Genomic DNA, 17445 nt, shown 5'->3' with positions numbered 1-17445 from the left:
GCCGGGAGATGAGGAACGGACATGCGCGATTTTCGCGATGCCAAGGCCATGGCGAAAGCCATGCGGGAAACACTGGCCGCCCGCAATATCGAGATAACTCACAGCGAAGCGCTCGAAATCGTCGCCCGCCAGTTCGGCGTGGAGGCCTGGAACATTCTTTCCGCGAAGATCGAGACAAAGCCGATGGAGGGCGGCATCGCCTTCGAACAGGCCGTGCCGATCGTGCGCATCTTCGATGTGGCGAAGGCGCATGAATTCTATCTCGGTTTTCTGGGTTTTTCCGTCGACTGGGAGCATCGATACGGCGACAATTTCCCGCTCTATACGCAGGTCTCGCGCGGCAATCTCAGGCTGCATCTGTCCGAACATGCGGGCGATGCCTCGCCCGGCGGCAACATGGTCGTCTACATGAAAAGCATCCGTGCCTTCCAGAAAGAGCTGATCGACAAGAACTATCGCTACATGAAGCCGGGGCTGGAGGACGAAGGCTCGCGGCTTGAAGTGACCGTCATCGATCCGTTCCAGAACCGCATCCACTTCATGGAAGCAAAGGACTGAGGGCGTCGAGAAACCCCTCACCCCCGCCAGGCGATCACGCCCTTCAGCCGCTCATGCGTATCCTCGGCAAAGGGCATGACAAGCACGCGGGCAGGATCGACGGGACCGGGGAAGGACAGCGCATTCCACGCAACCTTTTCGAAGCCGAGCGGGCCGTAATATGGCGGATCGCCGACCAGGATAACGGCTTCGGAGCCCTTCCGCCGGGCAGAAGCGCAGGCGATGCGCAGCAGTTCGCGGCCGATGCCCTGGTTCTTGTGCGAGGGCCGCACGGCGAGCGGACCGAGCAGATGGCCCTTCACGCCGCCGGCCCAAACCGGGGTCATGCGCACCGAGGCGATCGTCTCGCCGTCATCCGTGCAGACGAAGGAGAGCGACAGGTCGTGCGGGCCCTGCTCGCGGATGCGCGCAGCAGCGCGCACATGCCGGCCGGGACCGAAGGCTTCTTCGTTGATGAGTTCGATGGCGGCGTCGTGGGAGACATCTTCCGTCAGGTAGACGAGATTGTGCTTGAGCATGTTCATGGCGATAGGGAACCGGATACGAAGCTTAGGGATGCGGGTTATCGCGCCGCCGCCGAAGGGGGCGCAGCATGGGCATCAGCGTCGTCGTGGGTTTCCCGTATGGAACATGCGTTCGTCTTCCTCGCCGGCTTGAGTGCCGGTGCTTGTCTGCGCGGATAGCAGAAAATTTGCTTCCGTCAAAGGGCAAAACGCACTGTTCACGAAATTGCGCCTATCCAGTCCGGACCGATACGCTATCTATGATCCCAAGTTCACGGCCGCCGGGCCGATCAGAAGGAGAAGATCATGGGCATGCTGGTTGACGGCGTCTGGCACGACGTCTGGTATGACACGAAGGCCACAAAGGGTCATTTCAAGCGCTCCGTTTCGCAGTTCCGCAACTGGATCACGCCGGATGGCGCGCCGGGCCCCAGCGGCGAAGGCGGCTTTGCGGCAGAGGCCGACCGCTATCACCTCTACGTCTCCCTGGCTTGCCCCTGGGCCCACCGCACGCTGATCTTCCGTGCACTCAAGAAGCTGGAAGACCTTATCACCGTTTCCGTCGTCGATCCGCTGATGCTGTCGAAGGGCTGGGAGTTCAAGGGAGAGAACGGCGGCACGCTTGATCCTCTGTTCGGCGCCTCCGCACTCTACGAGGTCTATCTCGAGGCCGATCCTCACTATTCGGGCCGCGTCACCGTCCCGGTCCTGTGGGACAAGAAGCAGAATCGCATGGTCTCAAACGAATCCGCCGAGATCATCCGCATGTTCAACTCCGCCTTCGACCACCTGACCGGTTCGACCGACGATTTCTACCCGGAAAACCTGCGCAGCGAAATCGACGCGCTGAACGACCGGATCTATGACACCGTCAACAACGGCGTCTACAAGGCCGGCTTCGCGACCACCCAGGACGCCTATGAAGGCAGCGTCACCACGCTGTTCGAAACGCTCGATAGCCTAGAGGACCGGCTCGGAAAGAACCGTTACCTGACGGGCGACCGCATCACGGAGGCCGACTGGCGGCTCTTCACGACGCTGGTGCGCTTCGATCCTGTCTATGTAGGCCACTTCAAGTGCAACATCCGTCGTATCGCGGACTATCCCAATCTCGACGGCTACCTGCGCGAGCTTTATCAGGTGCCGGGCGTGGCCGAGACCGTCAACATGCGCCACATCAAGGAGCACTATTACCGCTCCCACACCATGATCAACCCGACGGGCATCGTCCCGGTCGGCCCGTCCCTCGACCTGACCTCGCCGCACGGCCGGGAGAAGCTGAAGGCGGCCTGACCTACCAGATATCCGCGAAAGGCGACCGGCCGGCGATTTCCTCCAGCCGCCGGCGGGTGGCCTCGGTCGTTCTGGCCGGCAGCGCGTCGAGGCTAAAGAAACCTGCCTCGACGATCTCGCGGTCCTTGAGGCGCGGAGCGGTTTGGATCACGCCGTCGCAGCGGTAGAACAGCACGTGGTCGCGCTTGCTGGTCCGGCGATTGAAATAGACGTGGAGTAGCTGTGGCGCAGCGCCGATTTGAAGGTTGCCCTCCTCCCGCATCTCCTTGGCCAGCGCCTGAAGCGCGGTCTCGCCGCGCTCGATCCCGCCGCCGGGCAGATGCCAGCCGGGCACGTAGCTGTGGCGCACGAGGAAAACGCGGCCCTCGGCATCGAAACAGGCCGCCCGCACCCCCATCGTCATGCCGCGTGACCATGCGAAGTAGCGGTGCAGCACCCATGTCAGGAGCCGCGCAACAAGGCTTCGCGTCGGAAAATCGGGCAGCGTGTCCTGTTCCATACCGGCACTTCGCAGCAAGGCCCTTCCCAAATCAAGCCTGCGTGATCGCGAAGCGCCGAATATCCACGCCTTGCGTTTCCCTTAACGGCCTTATGCTCTAAGGAAGGGTATGTTCAGACTTGCCCATATCTCGGATGTCCATCTCGGGCCGCTGCCCGCCCTCACCTTCGTGGAACTGTTTTCCAAGCGTATCACGGGCTTCGTCAACTGGCATCGCAATCGCCGCAGGCATCTCTTCACCAACACGCTCGACCTCGTGCTCGACGATATCGAACGGCAGGCGCCCGATCATCTGGCGATCACCGGCGACCTCGTGAACCTCGCCTCGCGGCTGGAGATCGCGGCCGTCCGCCACTGGCTCGCCGAGGCGGGCCGACCGGAAAACGTCTCGGTCGTGCCGGGCAATCACGACGCCTATGTGCGCGGCGCCTACGAAAAATCGACGCGCGCCTGGTATCCCTATATGCGCGGCGATGCCGCCCCGGTCGAATGGCAGGAGGACAGGCATGTCTTCCCCTATCTGCGCGTGCGCGGGCCTGTGGCCATCATCGGCTGCTCGACGGCCGTCGCGACGCCACCCTTTTCGGCATCCGGCTACTTCGGCAGGCGGCAGGCCCGCGAGACCGTGAACATGCTGCGGGCGGCGGGCGAAGCCGGCCTGTTCCGCGTCGTGCTCATCCACCACCCGCCCATCCGCGGCGCGACCGCCTTCCACAAGCGCATGATCGGCATCCGCCGCTTTGCCGCAACCATCACCAGCGGCGGGGCCGAGCTCGTGCTGCACGGCCATACCCATCTCGACACCGTGCACTGGCTGGCCGGCCAGACGAAGCCCGTGCCGGTCGTCGGTATCGCGTCGGCCTCGCAGGGGCCGGGCGGTCACAAGCCGCCGGCGGGCTACAATCTCTTCTCGATCTCCGGTTCCCCGGGCGATTGGAACGTCGTGCGCGAACGCTACGCGCTGACGCCGGACGCACAAAGTCTGGCGCTAGCGGAAACGACAAAATTCTAGACGCGTCCGAATAAATCACACCATTGACCCGTCATGATTTCTTGGACAGCCCCGCCGGATGCAACGACATCGGACGGGCCCGCTTCCCTGACGGCCAGCGCCCGGCAGTGGACACGTTCGGAGGGAACCATGACCATTTACCGCCATAAACTGCTGCTTTCGCTGTGCGCCGCCGTCTCGCTGACGGCCTTCTCGTCCGCGCGGGCCGCGGAGTCCGATACAACCACGCCCCCCGTCGCCACCGAAACCACGACGACGTGCACCGACGGAAAGATCTGGAGCGACGAGAAGAAGGAATGCATCGCGCCGGAGGACCTGAAGCCCGCGGAAAAGAAGCCGACGGCAGAGGAACAGAAGAAGAGCGAGCGCCTCATCGACGACAAGCTCTATGAAGCCGCCCGCGAATTCGCCTATGCCGGCCAGCACGAGAATGCGCTTCGTGCGCTGCGCGCCGCCTATGACCAGGAGGATCCCCGCATTCTCAACTACATGGGCTACAACACCCGCAAGCTCGGCAACATGCAGCTCGGCATGACCTACTACAAGCGTGCCCTCCAGAAGGACGAGAACTACATTCTCGCCCGCTCCTATATGGGCCAGGCGCTGCTCGAGCAGGGGGATGTGGAGGGTGCCCGCGTGCAGCTTGTCGAGATTCGCGACCGCGGCGGTGAAAACACCTGGGCCTATCGCGCGCTCCTGCAGTCGCTCGGCGGCGAACGCACCACCTATTGACATCGGTGCCTGCGTTCCTCGGGACGTGAAGACGCCGGAAACCGACGATCAATCCTGACGGGAACGCGGGAAACTGCGCATCCGGGTGCCGTTCATGCTTGCAGACCAGTGGAAGAATGTTTCATATCAGGCATTCGCCGTCGTCGCGACGGCGAATAGAGCCATGTTCCCAAACGTTTCCCTGGAAAAGCAATGCGTCCGACGGCTGAATCGAATGAGTTCCGGCGAGAACTGGTCAATTTGCTGCCGAAGCTGCGTCGTTTCGCCATGACGCTGACGCGCAACGGCAGCGATGCAGACGATCTCGTGCAGGAGGCGTGCGAAAGAGCGATCACGCGGTGCCATCTCTGGAACGGTGAAGGCCGGCTCGAAAGCTGGGTTTATGCAATGACGCGCAATCTCTGGGTGGACGAAATCCGCAAGCGAAAGGTCCGCACAGGGTCCGGCACCGTAGATGTGGCCGAGCAGGATAGCCTGCATATCGAAGCGTCGGCCGACAAGGCGGTCTATGCCAAGCAGTTGCACAAGTTGATCATGACAATGCCCGAAGGTCTGTCCAGCGTCTTCCTGCTGGTGAATGTCGAAGGCCACAGCTACCGCGAAGCAGCCGATATTCTCGGCATACCGATCGGCACCGTGATGAGCCGTCTTTCGGCGGCGCGCATCAGGCTTTCGGCCATGATCTCCGAGCAGACGGAAAGGAGGGCCTGATGGTTGGAAGTACGCAGGGTCTCCCGTTGGAAGTCCGTCTGTCAGCCTATCTCGACGGCCAGTTGCCGGCAGACGAAGTGGCGGAGATCGACGCGATCCTCGCCGACGACGCCGCCGCGCGCGCCGTCTACGAAAAGCTCAAGCTCGGCAGCGAGTTCGGTGCCCGCGCCTTCGAGAGGATGCTGCAGGAGCCGATCCCGCTCGATCTGGTGCGCAACATCAAGGACGTCCGCGGCGATCAAGATGATTCTTCGTCATCGCTCGGTTTTGCCGCCATCCCGATTTCGGACACCCGCGCCCCGCGCCGCAGCGCCTTCTGGCCGCAGGCGCTTGCCGCCTCGCTGGTGATCTTTCTCGCCGGCGGCGCCGTGGGCTACCTCATTTCAGAGCAGAAGCAGACTTCGTTCCAGTCCGCCGCAAACGAGTTCGCGCCCGCCCGCACCTGGCTCGACGATGTCGCGGACTATCATCGCATCTATGCGCGGCAGGCACGCCATCTCGTGGAAGTGCCGGCAAGCGAGAAGGACCATATCGCGGAGTGGCTCTCGGCCAGCACCGGCGTGACCTTCACCGTGCCCGACCTGACGGCTCAAAAGCTGACCTTCGAGGGCGCGCGCCTGCTGGTGGCCAACGGCAAGCCGACGGCCCAGTTGCTCTACCGGGACGCTGAAAACGAGATCTTCGCAATCTGTTTCCTGAAAAGCGACCCGGTCGAGGGCACCACGGCGATGGTGGAGAGCATGCGCAACGATGTCGGCCTGATCTCCTGGCAGAAGGGCGACGCTTCCTTCGTGGTCGTCGGTCCATCCGCCGACCCTGATCTCGAACGTATCGCCGAAGCTGTCTCCACGACGATCTGAGTTTTTCGTTCTGCCGAATCGTCCGACGCGGAACCAATCCGGCGCCGGATGGAAACGCTCCGGCTTCAGCCGCGCCGGGCCGCTTCGATCGCCGCCACGTCGATCTTCTTCATCGTCATCATCGCGCTGAAGGCACGCTTGGCTTCCGCACCGCCGACGGCAAGCGCCTCGGTCAGCACACGCGGCGTGATCTGCCAGGAAATGCCCCAGCGGTCCTTGCACCAGCCGCATTCGCTTTCCTGCCCGCCGTTACCGACGATGGCGTTCCAGTACCGGTCGGTCTCTTCCTGATCCTCGGTGGAAATCTGGAAGGAGAAAGCCTCGTTGTGCTTGAAGACCGGGCCGCCGTTGAGGCCGATGCACGCAACGCCCGCCACAGTGAAGGCGACCACGATCACCTCCCCTTCCTTGCCGCTGGGATAGTCGCCAGGTGCCCGTGTAATGGCGCCGACGGCGCTGTCGGGAAAGGTTTGCGCATAGAAGCGTGCGGCCTCCTCGGCATCCTTGTCGTACCAGATACAGATCGTGTTCTTTGCCATGACATGTTCCTTTCTTCCGTGGTTTCGTTGAACGATACCTAGAAGACGAACAACGCCCGGCCAGGCCGACACGTCCCGAAAACAAAAAGCCCGGCAATACGATTGCCGGGCCTTTGCAGTTTCTTGCCAGCCGATCAGCCGCGTGTTGCAAGCACCCGGTTGGCAGCGGACACGATCGCCTCGAGCGAGGCGGTCACGATATTGGTGTTGATGCCGACACCGAACAGCTTGCCGCCGGGATGCACGACCTCGACATACGCGATGGCCGCAGCGTTCGAGCCCTGCTGGAGCGAGTGTTCGGAATAGTCGGCAACCGACATGTCTATGCCGAGATAGATCGACAGCGCATGGATGAAGCCGTCGATCGGGCCGGTGCCCTTGCCCTCGATGCGCTTCGTTTCGCCGCCGTCGGTGATCTCGGCCGCAACGATGCGCGCGCCCTTGCCGCTCGTATCGGGATAGGTGTGATGATCGACGAAGCGCAGGCGCGTGTCGGGCTGCGTGACATAGGTGCGCATGAACTCTTCGTGGATGCGCTTTGCCGGCAGCTCAACGCCCTCCTCGTCGGTGATGCGCTGGATCTCGTCGCGGAACTCCACCTGCAGGTTGCGCGGCAGGTTGATGCCGTAGTCTTCCTGCAGGATATAGGCGATGCCGCCCTTGCCGGATTGCGAGTTGATGCGGATGATCGCCTCGTAGGAACGGCCGACATCCTGCGGGTCGATCGGCAGGTAAGGCACTTCCCACAATGGCTTGTTGGCCTTCTTGATGGCCTTCATGCCCTTGTTGATGGCGTCCTGGTGCGAGCCGGAAAAGGCCGTATAGACCAGTTCACCGACATAGGGGTGGCGCTCGGGAATGGCCATCTCGTTGGAATACTCGTAGACCGCCTTGATGCGCTCGATGTCGGAGCAGTCCAGCTTGGGATCGACGCCCTGCGTGTACATGTTGAGCGCCAGCGTCACCACGTCGACATTGCCGGTGCGCTCGCCATTGCCGAACAGTGTGCCCTCGACGCGGTCCGCGCCGGCCATCAAGGCGAGTTCGGTGGCGGCGATGCCCGTGCCGCGATCGTTGTGCGGATGCAGAGAAATGATGACGTTCTCGCGGTTGTCGATGTTGCGGCACATCCACTCGATCTGGTCGGCATAGATGTTCGGCGTCGCCATCTCGACGGTGGACGGCAGGTTGAGGATCAGCTTGTTGTCGGCCGTCGGCTTCACGATCTCGACGACCGCGTTGCAGATCTCCAGCGCCACTTCCAGCTCGGTGCCGGTGAAGCTTTCCGGCGAATATTCGAAACGGTAGCCGCCGCCGGCCTTCGCAGCCATGTCGGTGATCATCTTGGCGGCGTCGGTGGCGATCTGCTTGATACCGGGCACATCCTTGGCAAACACCACGCGGCGCTGCAATTCGCTCGTCGAATTGTAGAAATGGATGATCGGATTATGCGCGCCGTCCAGCGCCTCGAAGGTGCGGGTGATCAGTTCCGGGCGGCACTGCACCAGAACCTGCAACGAAACGTCCTGCGGAACATTGCCCTGCTCGACACACCAGCGGGCGAAATCGAAGTCGGTCTGCGATGCCGATGGGAAACCGATCTCGATTTCCTTGAAGCCCATGTCCAGCAACAGCTGGAACATGCGGGCCTTGCGGTCGTGGCCCATCGGGTTGACCAGCGACTGATTGCCGTCGCGCAGGTCTACCGAGCACCAGATCGGCGCCTTGTCGATCACCTTGCCTGGCCAGGTGCGGTCGGGAATGTTGATGACAGGATAGGGCTGATACTTGGCGGCGGCTTCGGGCATGCCCTGCTTGGGTGTATGGGTCTTCAAAATCATCGTCTTCGTCTCTTCGTCGTCCCGGCATTCGGCAAAGCGTCTTAGCGCAAGCTCCACAATGCCGCACGTCATTTCATGACGTGCAAAGGCCGCTGTAGCAAGGACTATGCGCATTTTGCGATGGCGAATGCTGGCCATGAGCGGCCAGAACCGGAATTAATGCATAGGGGTGAAACGAGGAGCTATCGCCTGGGCGGGCTTTTCGGCCGCCGGGCGCTCCTCAACGAACCCGGCAACCGCGCGTAAGGCCGAGAAGAAGAAGCGAGGAGAAGCCGCGCGAACGCTCACGAACAGCTGCGCTGCCGCGGGAAACTCGTTCGATGATCTGTGCGCCGGTCTTCAACATGAGGCCGTCTATACCGGCGGGACGCCGATTGCGCAACCATCTAAAAGAAAAAGCCCTCCGAAACGGGAGGGCTTCCTCAATTCATCTGGCCGAAAAGCCTCAGATATCCGCCTGGGACGTCACGATGCGCGAGACGAGGCCGTAACCCTTGGCTTCCTCTGCGGAGAGCCAGTAGTCGCGGTCAGTGTCCTTGGCGATCTTCTCGATCGGCTGGCCGGTGGCGTCGGCGAAGATCTTGTTCAGGCGCTCGTTCATCTTGATGATTTCGCGGGCTTGGATCTCGATATCCGACGCCATGCCGCGGGTGCCGCCCGACGGTTGATGCAGCAGGAAGCGGGTGTTGGGCAGGCAAAGGCGCTGCTCCTTGGGAGCGGCGACATAGATCAGTGCGCCGGCCGAGGCCACCCAGCCCGTACCGATCATCCAGACCTTCGGCTTGATGAACTTGATCATGTCATGGATAGAATCGCCCGATTCGACATGACCGCCCGGCGAATTGACGTAGATGCGGATGTCCTCGTCGCTGGCGGCGGCAAGCGCCACGAGCTGCGAGCAGACCTTCTGCGCCAGTTCCTGATTGATGGGCCCATAGATGAAGATCGAACGCGACTTGAAAAGGTTCGCCTCCGTTTCCTTGCCCAGGGGCAGTTCCGTCTTCTTGTCGTCCTCGTCGCTCATCCAAAGTCTCCGGATTGCTCGTCAATAGTCGTGTCGCTGTCAGATAATGCGACTCACCCGCCAAGACAATGCAACAAAACGGATAAGGCGCGATAGAGCCTCGCCGCGACACCGGAAAACAGGGTAAACGCCGCGCGCGCACACAACAGGCACGCCCTACCCTGCATGAATTGCGTATGGACTTGGCCGCTGCCGTGCTCCTAGGATGGCATGGTGATAAATCGATGCCCGGCCCGCTCCCGGGGCCGGAAGACAGGGGACATCATGATCAGGATCCTTGCGCTGGCGACCATCGCCTTCGCCGCCACCACCGCAACCGCCTTTGCCCATCTCAACCCGGCCGAACACGGCTCCTTCATGGCCGGCTTCTCGCATCCACTCTTCGGGCTCGACCACATCCTCGTGATGGTCGCCGTCGGCCTGTGGGCAGCGCAGATCGGCGGACGTGCGTTGTGGCGCGTGCCGCTCGCCTTCGTCGCGACCATGGCTGTGGGCTTCGGCCTCGCCGTTGCCGGCATAGACCTGCCCTTCGTCGAGCCCACGATCCTCGCCTCCGTCGTCGCACTCGGCCTGCTGGTCGCCATGGCGGTCCGGCTCGATACGGCGATGTCGATGGCGATCGTCGCCGTTTTCGCGCTTTTCCATGGCCACGCTCATGGCGGCGAACTCGGCGCTGCGGGCGCCCTGCCCTTCGGCGTCGGTTTCGTCATCGCGACCGCTCTGCTGCACGCCGCCGGCATCGGCCTTGGTCTCGGCATCGCACGGCTCTCGGGCAGCGGCATCGTGGCCCGCATCATCGGCGGCCTGACCGCACTGGCCGGCCTCGCCCTCGCCTTCGGCTGAAACCGAGCCTGAAACGGCGGCGTGAAAATGCCGCCGTTCAATAAAGCATGTCCGGTGAACGACGCTTCACCGGGAAGGATTTAGGCATCCGGCGCCGTCATCCGCACGCGCTCGCCATGCGCCTTCTCCGTTTCCGGCTCGACATGGATGGCGATCTGCGCGCCGGGTAGAACGACGCGTATGGCGTCTTCCAGCCGGTCGCAGATGTCGTGCGCGTTGCCGACCGCCATTGCCGCCGGCACCACCAGATGGAAATCGACGAAGGTCGCCGCCCCCGCACGCCGTGTCTTGAGGTCGTGCGCGCCGAGCGAACCCGTGGCATTGGCGGCAATCGCCGCCTTGATGGCCTCAGCCTCCGCGGGCTCCACCGCATGGTCCATCAACCCGTCCACCGAATGCGTGATGACCTTCCAGCCCTGATAGAGAATGTTGAGCGCAACGAGCACGGCGAGCAGCGGATCGAGCATGGCATATCCGGTGAGGATCGCCAGCACGAGACCGACAAGCACGCCGACGGATGTCACGACGTCCGACAGGATATGCTGGCCGTCGGCCGCAAGCGCAGGCGAGCGGTAGCGTTTGCCGGCACGAATGAGCACCATCGCCCAGATCGCGTTGAGTACCGCGGCTGCGAAGTTGATGGCAAGGCCGAGCACCGGCGCCTCCATCGGCGTGGGCGCGAAGACCGCCGGCAGCGCCTCCTTCACGATAAGGAGTGCAGCGACGACGATCAACACGCCTTCCAGCACCGCCGAGAGATATTCCGCCTTGTGATGCCCGAAAGGATGCGTCTTGTCCGCGGGTTTCGCCGCATAGCTGATCGCAGCGAAGGCGACGATGGCGGCGATGACGTTGACGCTCGATTCCATCGCATCCGACAGGAGTGCGACGGAACCAGTTACCCACCAGGCAACGAGTTTCAGGCCCATCACGAAGAAGGCGAAGGGAATGCCCCACAGCGCCAGCCGCTGGACCGTTCTGATATCCGATTTTTCCATGCCGCTCTCCATGCGTATGCAACCGAGTTGCAAAAAGCCTGGCCCATCAACGCAAAACCGCCCGCGCGGTATGTCGCGCAGGCGGTTCTGTATGCTGGGCGTTTAGAGCAGACGAGCCGGTTTGTCAAAACCGCAAACCGCCTGCGGCATCGTTCATCTGAGCGTTAGCCCGATCCGCGCGTGGTCGTTGGCCGCAAGCACCGAGGCGGCGACACCGACGACGTCGGACTGCGCGACGAAACCGTCTTCGTTGAACATGTCGGGGAAACGGCTGTCGAGCGAATTGTACCGGTTGTCGCCCATGACGAAATACTTGCCTGTCGGCACCGTGACGGGCCCGAAATTGTCCGCCTGGGTCTGCGGACGCGGGTCCGGCATGGCGATCGTGTAGTTTCGGCCCTCAGGCGTCGTCTCGCGCACGACGGCAGCGGAGAAGATGTCGTCGCCATATGTCTCTCCGGTCGCCTCGCGGGCAAAGGGCTTGCCGTTGACAAGCACGTCCCCCGCGCGGATTTCGACCGTATCCCCCGGCATGCCGATCACCCGCGTTATGCCCATCGAGGCAGCGCCCTGGTATTTCGCATTGTGTACGAGGACATCGCCCCGGCGGACCGCGCCGAAATCCTTTTGCAACACGGCGACAGTGTCTTTTTCCAGCAGTCCCGGCGCCATGGACAAGGACGGAATGCGCACCAGCTTGACGCCGCAGAGATCGCGGTTCATGCGCGCAACGTCGCAGGTCTCGGGAAGCGTGGACGCCAGGCCATGCGCGGACCGTTCGGTCGCCGTCTGGATCGCAGTCACATCGGCGGTGAAGGCGCCGGCCTGCGCCAGCCAGACCGGCAGGCTGGCCGCGACGAGCGCTTTGGCCGCCGCCTCCCGTTCATCGGCCGCATGGGCCGCTGCCGTCGGCAGGCTGAGCGCCGCAAAAATTCCGGCGATCATTCGCTTCGACTGTATCATTCCATCGTCTCCGGCTGCGCCGCGCCTGTCCCCTGGACTGGCGCGGCAAACGGTCGGTCAGGCCACCTTGCTTTTGGCGTCCTTCTTCTTGGAAAGATGCGCCACCACGTTCTCGATCATGCGCATGCCGGCATCCTGCCCGAGCGTCATGATCGATTCCGGGTGGAATTGCACGGCTGCGACGGGTTCGCTGGCATGCTCGATGCCCATGATCGTGCCATCCTCGCTCTCGGCCGTGATGATGAAATCGCGCGGCAGGGTCGAAGGATCGGCGAAGATCGAGTGGTAGCGGCCGACCGTGACTTCGCGGCCCAGCCCTGAAAACACGATGCCCGGCTCCAGCACGCGGATGCGCGAGGGCTTGCCGTGCATGGGAACGGCGAGCTGCCGCAACTCCCCGCCATACGCCTCCGCTAGTGCCTGCAGGCCGAGGCAGACGCCGAAGATCGGCAGGTTGCGGGCGCGCGCCTTCTTGATCGTCGCCTTGCAGTCGAAGTCTTTCGGATTGCCCGGTCCGGGCGACAGCACGACGAGGTCGGGATTGATGCGATCGAACACCTCCTCCGGCACCGGCGTGCGCACGGTCGTTACCTCCGCGCCAGTCTGGCGGAAGTAATTGGCGAGCGTGTGCACGAAGCTGTCCTCGTGATCGACGAGCAGGATCTTCACCCCTGCCCCGACCGATGCGACATCACGCTGGACCTTGGCGGCATTGCCCGACTTTGCGTCACGAATGGCTGCGATCATGGCGGAGGCCTTCAGTTCGGTTTCGGCTTCTTCTTCGTCCGGGTTGGAATCGTAGAGCAGCGTGGCGCCGGCGCGCACTTCCGCAATGCCATCCTTGATGCGGATGGTGCGCAGCGTCAGCCCCGTGTTCATGTCGCCGTTGAAGCCGACCATGCCGATCGCCCCACCATACCATGCGCGCGGGCTCTTCTCATGCGCCTCGATAAAGCGCATCGCCCAGAGCTTCGGCGCACCAGTCACCGTCACGGCCCAGGCATGCGAGAGGAAGCCGTCGAAGGCATCCATGTCGTCGCGAAGCCGCCCCTCGATATGGTCGACCGTGTGGATGAGGCGCGAATACATCTCTATCTGCCGGCGGCCGATGACCTTCACCGAGCCCGGCTCGCAGACGCGGCTCTTGTCGTTGCGATCGACATCCGAGCACATGGTGAGCTCGGACTCGTCCTTCTTGGAGTTGAGCAGCTTCAGGATCTGCTCCGAATCGGCAATCGGATCGTCGCCGCGCTTGATCGTGCCCGAGATCGGGCAGGTCTCGATGCGCCGGCCAGACACACGCACGAACATTTCCGGCGAGGCGCCGACGAGGTATTCCTGGTTGCCGAGATTGATGAAGAACGAATAGGGCGACGGATTGATCGCCTTCAGGCGCCGCGAAATTTCCGAAGGCTTGCTTTCGCAGCGCTCGAAGAACTTCTGGCCTGGAACCACTTCGAAAAGGTCACCGCGCTTGAAGCTTTCTTTCGCCTTGACGACCAGTTCGGCATATTCGCCCGGTCGATGGTCGCCATGCGGCGGGATGACATCGACGGTCTCAAACGGCTCGGCGGCGATCGTCTCGGCCTTGCCTTCGGTCGACTGCCCATCCTTGGCAAAGTCGTAGCGGTCGATCCAGGCCTTGGCGGCGTAGTGGTCGACGACGAGGATTTCGTCCGGCAGGAACAGCACCATGTCGCGCTGGTCGTCCGGCCGCGTGAGCTTCAGGTCGATGGCATCGAACTGGAAGGCGAGATCGTAACCGAAGGCGCCATAGAGGCCGAGATTGGCGTCCTGGTCCGAATGGAAGAGATCGGTCACGGCGCGCAGCACCGTGAAGACCGTCGGCATCTTCGAGCGTTCCTCCTCGGTGAACACCCGGTCGGGCATCTTCACGTCGAGATCGAGACGCGTCGCCGAACGCGCGCCAAGTGCCAGTTCCGGCACGGCGGCGAGACGGTCGGCGATGAAGGCGAGCAGCACCTCGCCGCGCGCATTGTAGGCCTCGATCCAGACGGCGCGGCCGAAGGAGGAAATGCCGATCGGCGGATCGACGACGGCCGTATCCCAGCGGGTATAACGACCCGGATACTCGTAGTTCGACGAAAACACGGCGCCGCGCCGTTCGTCGAGCTTGTCGATATAGGTCGAGATCGCATTGGCGTAATCTGCCGCGCGACGCCGGCGCGTGACGGTCACCCCGCCCTTGGTCTCATAGGCCTCGCCGCCGTCATCCAGAACTTTCGTCGCCATTCCCCACTCCGTTTTCAGGCCCGGTCTTTGAGAAGGCGGCCTAAAACACAAAAAAGCCGCCTCGAATTCTCCGGGCGGCTTGTCGTCTCAATCACGCATGACTGGTCAAGGCCGCCTCAGCGAGCCCACCACCAGCCAGCGATGATGATCATGTTGGTCATGGCGGGATTGTTAGCGCGAGATGCGCGACTACGCAATACCACCTTGTTCGCAGCCGAACCATTTCCTCACCTGTCGCAAAAGCACAACGCCAACAAAAACATGAATTAAAAAATCATATTCAAACTTGACTCATTGAGGAAACATTTAGTAGCCACATTTCCGCCCAATTGCAAAACGCCAAGGAGCTTCCATGCGCTGGTCCAAATCGCCGCGTATACGTCTGTTGAGTGGATCGGCCGCCCTCATCTTCTGCATGCCCACGGTCGCCCTCGCTCAACAGGCGACGACCACCGCGACGCAGCTCGAAACCATCACGGTGCAAGGAAAGAAGCAGGCGCGCGTCGCACCGTCCCCCCTGACGAAGACGACTGAGCGTTCCACGCTCGACGAACGAATGGTCACCGACTTCAATGACTTCTCCCGCCGTGTCGACGCCGGTGTGAACTTCAACAGCACCAGCAAGAGCGTCAACCTGCGCGGCCTTCAGGATAACCGTGTTCTAACAACGATCGACGGCATCCGGTTGCCATGGCTGACCGACCCGCGCGACAGCGCTAGGGGCGGCGTCAACGCCTTCGATTTCGACAGCCTGTCTTCGCTCGACATCACGAAGGGAGCGGATTCGAGCAAGTACGGTTCTGGTGCGCTTGGTGGCGTCGTCGAACTCCGTACCCTCAATCCAGAAGACTTGGTCCAAGACGGCAAGACTTTCGGCGGCCTCGTGAAGAGCGGATATGACAGCAGCGACCGCAGCACGGGTGGTAACGGCGCGGTTGCTGCACGTTACGACGATACGTGGGTTCTCGTGCAGGGTGGCTACAAGAAAGGCCACGAAACGAAGAACCGCGGTGAAATCGGTGGTTACGGCAACACCCGCACGGAAGCCAATCCGTCCGATTTTGTACAGAGAAACCTCCTTGTCAAATTCCATCAATATCTCGAAGGCGGTCACCGTCTCGGCCTGACAGCGGATCTTTACAATCGCGACCAGGACATCGACAACCTGCGAGGCACAACAGGCAGCTACCAGGAGGGCACGTTCAAAAGCGGAGAGGAAGTCGACCGCAAGCGCATTTCCGCATCCTACGATTTCGAATCCACGGATGACTCTGATATTGTCGACAAAGCCAATATCAACATCTACTGGCAGAAAGAGCAGCTCAATAACACGACGGACGCAATTCGTAACATAGACGGCCGTGCTTTTATTCCTGGCGCAGCTGCATTGCTTTATGGCCCTCCTTACGGGATCTACAAGCGCGACAATATGATTGATCAGTCCTCCTACGGCATCAATGGAAATGCTGAAAAGGATGTGCTGATCGGAGGCATAAGCAACACTTTCCGGTTCGGCGGTGAAATCTACTGGCAGAAGACACAACAATATTCTGCCGGCGTCGATAATTGCCCGGACGTCGATTGGTCTACGATTCCCCAACTCGTCTTCATGGGTATTCCCATGGGCCCGCAGTCGTGCCGCATGCTGCACACCAACGCATCCGACATGCCCGATGTGGACAGCACCGTGGCAGGCCTGTTTCTCGAAGACGACATTAAGTTCTTCGATAACCGCCTGACAGTGACGCCAGGCGTGCGCCTGGACTGGTACAGACATTCGCCTCAGCGGACGGCGACCTTCGAAAGCAGCCCGAACTATGACCCGGCTTACATGAAGAAAGCCGATGACTTCGGCATCTCGCCCAAGTTGCGTCTGGCATGGCAGGCAACCGAGGAACTGGAACTCTTCACCCAGTACGCCCGCGGCTTCCGCGCGCCGAGCGTGACCGAACTCTATCAGAACTACGGCGCGCCCGGCTCGTATGCCCGCTTGGGCAACCCGAACCTGGATACGGAAACCAGCAACGGCTTTGAAGCCGGTGCGCGGTACGAGAGCGACGACTACACGCTGTCTGCCACGGTCTTCAACAACTACTACCGCAACTTCATCGACACGGTTGTCATCGCCCCCCCAGGTGGCGATTATCCGGTCGGTGGCATTACGGGCTACGAAAATCGCAACAAGGTGCGGATCTACGGTGTCGAACTCGGCGGCGAATGGCGCTTCCATGAAAACTGGCGCACATGGGGTTCGGTGGCCTGGTCGCATGGCAAGGACACGCAGAAGGACGACTACCTCAACTCCGTCGCCCCGCTGCGCGCCATTGTCGGTCTCGGCTACGCAACGGAGACTTGGGGCAGTGATCTCTCCCTGACTATGGCATCGGCCCGCAACAAAGTCAGCCGTGGCGAAACCAGCAACGGCCAAGTAACGGGCAAGGGATTCGAAGCGCCGGGTTATGGCATCGTTGATGCGACCGTCTGGTGGCAGCCGGAAAAGATCGGCGACACCGATCTGAGCGGCCTGCGCGTCCAGGCCGGCGTCTTCAACGTCTTCAACAAGCGCTACTGGAATGCGATCGACGTGCCGGCAGACACGTCGCTTGCCGCCCGCGACTACTTCAGCGAACCGGGCCGGACCTTCAAGGTCTCGATTACGAAGAAGTTTTGATCGCTCGCAAAACCTGAGAAAGCCCGCCTGACGGCGGGCTTTTGCATTTACAGGCCGAGTCGCGGCAACCAAATCGGTTCCACGGCGTTTCAATCCTGCTCTTCAGTGGGAGACAGGTCCGATCGCTACCATTTCTCGCATAGCG

16 protein-coding genes are annotated in these 17445 nt (G+C 61.9%); 8 read left to right on the top strand and 8 right to left on the bottom strand.

Annotated elements, in window-relative coordinates; genetic code table 11:
• Positions 1-21 precede the first annotated feature (21 nt).
• The gene (locus tag MNR02_RS04795) at positions 22-558 is read left to right on the top strand and encodes a glyoxalase superfamily protein (protein WP_241948280.1); all 537 of its coding nucleotides are present in this window, start codon (positions 22-24) and stop codon (positions 556-558) included.
• Positions 559-575: 17 nt separating this feature from the next.
• Here the strand turns inward: MNR02_RS04795 and MNR02_RS04790 are convergent, their stop codons facing one another.
• A complete protein-coding gene (locus MNR02_RS04790) occupies positions 576-1076 on the bottom strand; it encodes a GNAT family N-acetyltransferase (RefSeq protein ID WP_371746731.1) in 501 nt (166 codons plus the stop codon).
• A gap of 291 nt (positions 1077-1367) precedes the next feature.
• On the opposite strand from MNR02_RS04790, the gene MNR02_RS04785 reads away from it, so the two are divergent.
• On the top strand, positions 1368-2354 hold the full coding sequence (locus tag MNR02_RS04785) for a glutathione S-transferase family protein (protein ID WP_241948278.1): 987 nt from the start codon (positions 1368-1370) through the stop codon (positions 2352-2354).
• Between the two features lies 1 nt (position 2355).
• Here the strand turns inward: MNR02_RS04785 and MNR02_RS04780 are convergent, their stop codons facing one another.
• Positions 2356-2853, bottom strand: a complete 498-nt coding sequence (locus MNR02_RS04780) for an NUDIX domain-containing protein (RefSeq protein WP_241948277.1) — start codon at positions 2851-2853, stop codon at positions 2356-2358.
• A gap of 109 nt (positions 2854-2962) precedes the next feature.
• Between MNR02_RS04780 and MNR02_RS04775 the strand changes: the two genes are divergently transcribed.
• The 4 genes from MNR02_RS04775 (at position 2963) to MNR02_RS04760 (ending at position 6168) form a co-directional block, all read left to right on the top strand.
• Entirely contained in the window at positions 2963-3865 is a 903-nt protein-coding gene (locus MNR02_RS04775) for a metallophosphoesterase (RefSeq protein WP_241948276.1), read from the top strand.
• Positions 3866-3994: 129 nt separating this feature from the next.
• The gene (locus tag MNR02_RS04770) at positions 3995-4597 is read left to right on the top strand and encodes a hypothetical protein (protein WP_241597993.1); all 603 of its coding nucleotides are present in this window, start codon (positions 3995-3997) and stop codon (positions 4595-4597) included.
• A gap of 192 nt (positions 4598-4789) precedes the next feature.
• Positions 4790-5308, top strand: coding sequence for an RNA polymerase sigma factor (locus tag MNR02_RS04765; protein ID WP_160869739.1), 519 nt, complete (start codon positions 4790-4792; stop codon positions 5306-5308).
• Positions 5308-6168 carry an anti-sigma factor gene (locus tag MNR02_RS04760; protein ID WP_241948275.1) on the top strand — a complete coding sequence of 287 codons (861 nt, stop codon included), beginning with the start codon at positions 5308-5310 and terminating at the stop codon, positions 6166-6168. The genes MNR02_RS04765 and MNR02_RS04760 overlap by 1 nt, the downstream gene beginning before the upstream one ends.
• Positions 6169-6233: 65 nt before the next feature.
• Here MNR02_RS04760 and MNR02_RS04755 read toward each other — a convergent pair whose 3' ends face one another.
• The 3 genes from MNR02_RS04755 to MNR02_RS04745 form a co-directional block, all read right to left on the bottom strand.
• Positions 6234-6707 (bottom strand): VOC family protein, encoded by a 474-nt coding sequence (locus tag MNR02_RS04755; protein WP_241948274.1) that lies wholly within the window; start codon positions 6705-6707, stop codon positions 6234-6236.
• A 134-nt stretch (positions 6708-6841) separates the two neighbouring features.
• Positions 6842-8548 carry a 2-isopropylmalate synthase gene (gene leuA, locus MNR02_RS04750; RefSeq protein ID WP_241597986.1) on the bottom strand — a complete coding sequence of 569 codons (1707 nt, stop codon included), beginning with the start codon at positions 8546-8548 and terminating at the stop codon, positions 6842-6844.
• A gap of 445 nt (positions 8549-8993) precedes the next feature.
• Positions 8994-9572, bottom strand: coding sequence for an ATP-dependent Clp protease proteolytic subunit (locus MNR02_RS04745; RefSeq protein ID WP_117366840.1), 579 nt, complete (start codon positions 9570-9572; stop codon positions 8994-8996).
• Between the two features lie 264 nt (positions 9573-9836).
• On the opposite strand from MNR02_RS04745, the gene MNR02_RS04740 reads away from it, so the two are divergent.
• Entirely contained in the window at positions 9837-10415 is a 579-nt protein-coding gene (locus MNR02_RS04740; protein WP_241948273.1) for a HupE/UreJ family protein, read from the top strand.
• An 80-nt stretch (positions 10416-10495) separates the two neighbouring features.
• Here MNR02_RS04740 and MNR02_RS04735 read toward each other — a convergent pair whose 3' ends face one another.
• The 3 genes from MNR02_RS04735 to MNR02_RS04725 all read right to left on the bottom strand — a co-directional run bounded on the left by MNR02_RS04735 (position 10496) and on the right by MNR02_RS04725 (position 14629).
• Positions 10496-11413 (bottom strand): cation diffusion facilitator family transporter, encoded by a 918-nt coding sequence (locus MNR02_RS04735; RefSeq protein ID WP_241948272.1) that lies wholly within the window; start codon positions 11411-11413, stop codon positions 10496-10498.
• A gap of 153 nt (positions 11414-11566) precedes the next feature.
• Positions 11567-12376 (bottom strand): signal peptidase I, encoded by an 810-nt coding sequence (gene lepB / locus MNR02_RS04730; protein WP_241948271.1) that lies wholly within the window; start codon positions 12374-12376, stop codon positions 11567-11569.
• 57 nt (positions 12377-12433) lie between these two features.
• Positions 12434-14629, bottom strand: coding sequence for an anthranilate synthase (locus MNR02_RS04725; RefSeq protein ID WP_241948270.1), 2196 nt, complete (start codon positions 14627-14629; stop codon positions 12434-12436).
• A 352-nt stretch (positions 14630-14981) separates the two neighbouring features.
• On the opposite strand from MNR02_RS04725, the gene MNR02_RS04720 reads away from it, so the two are divergent.
• Positions 14982-17300, top strand: coding sequence for a TonB-dependent hemoglobin/transferrin/lactoferrin family receptor (locus tag MNR02_RS04720; RefSeq protein WP_241948269.1), 2319 nt, complete (start codon positions 14982-14984; stop codon positions 17298-17300).
• Positions 17301-17445 lie beyond the last annotated feature (145 nt).

Source organism: Shinella sp. H4-D48 (genome assembly GCF_022637395.1).
Classification (GTDB): domain Bacteria; phylum Pseudomonadota; class Alphaproteobacteria; order Rhizobiales; family Rhizobiaceae; genus Shinella; species Shinella sedimenti.
Note: the sequence above shows the minus strand (reverse complement) of the source record. Positions and strands in the feature narration are given on the sequence as shown.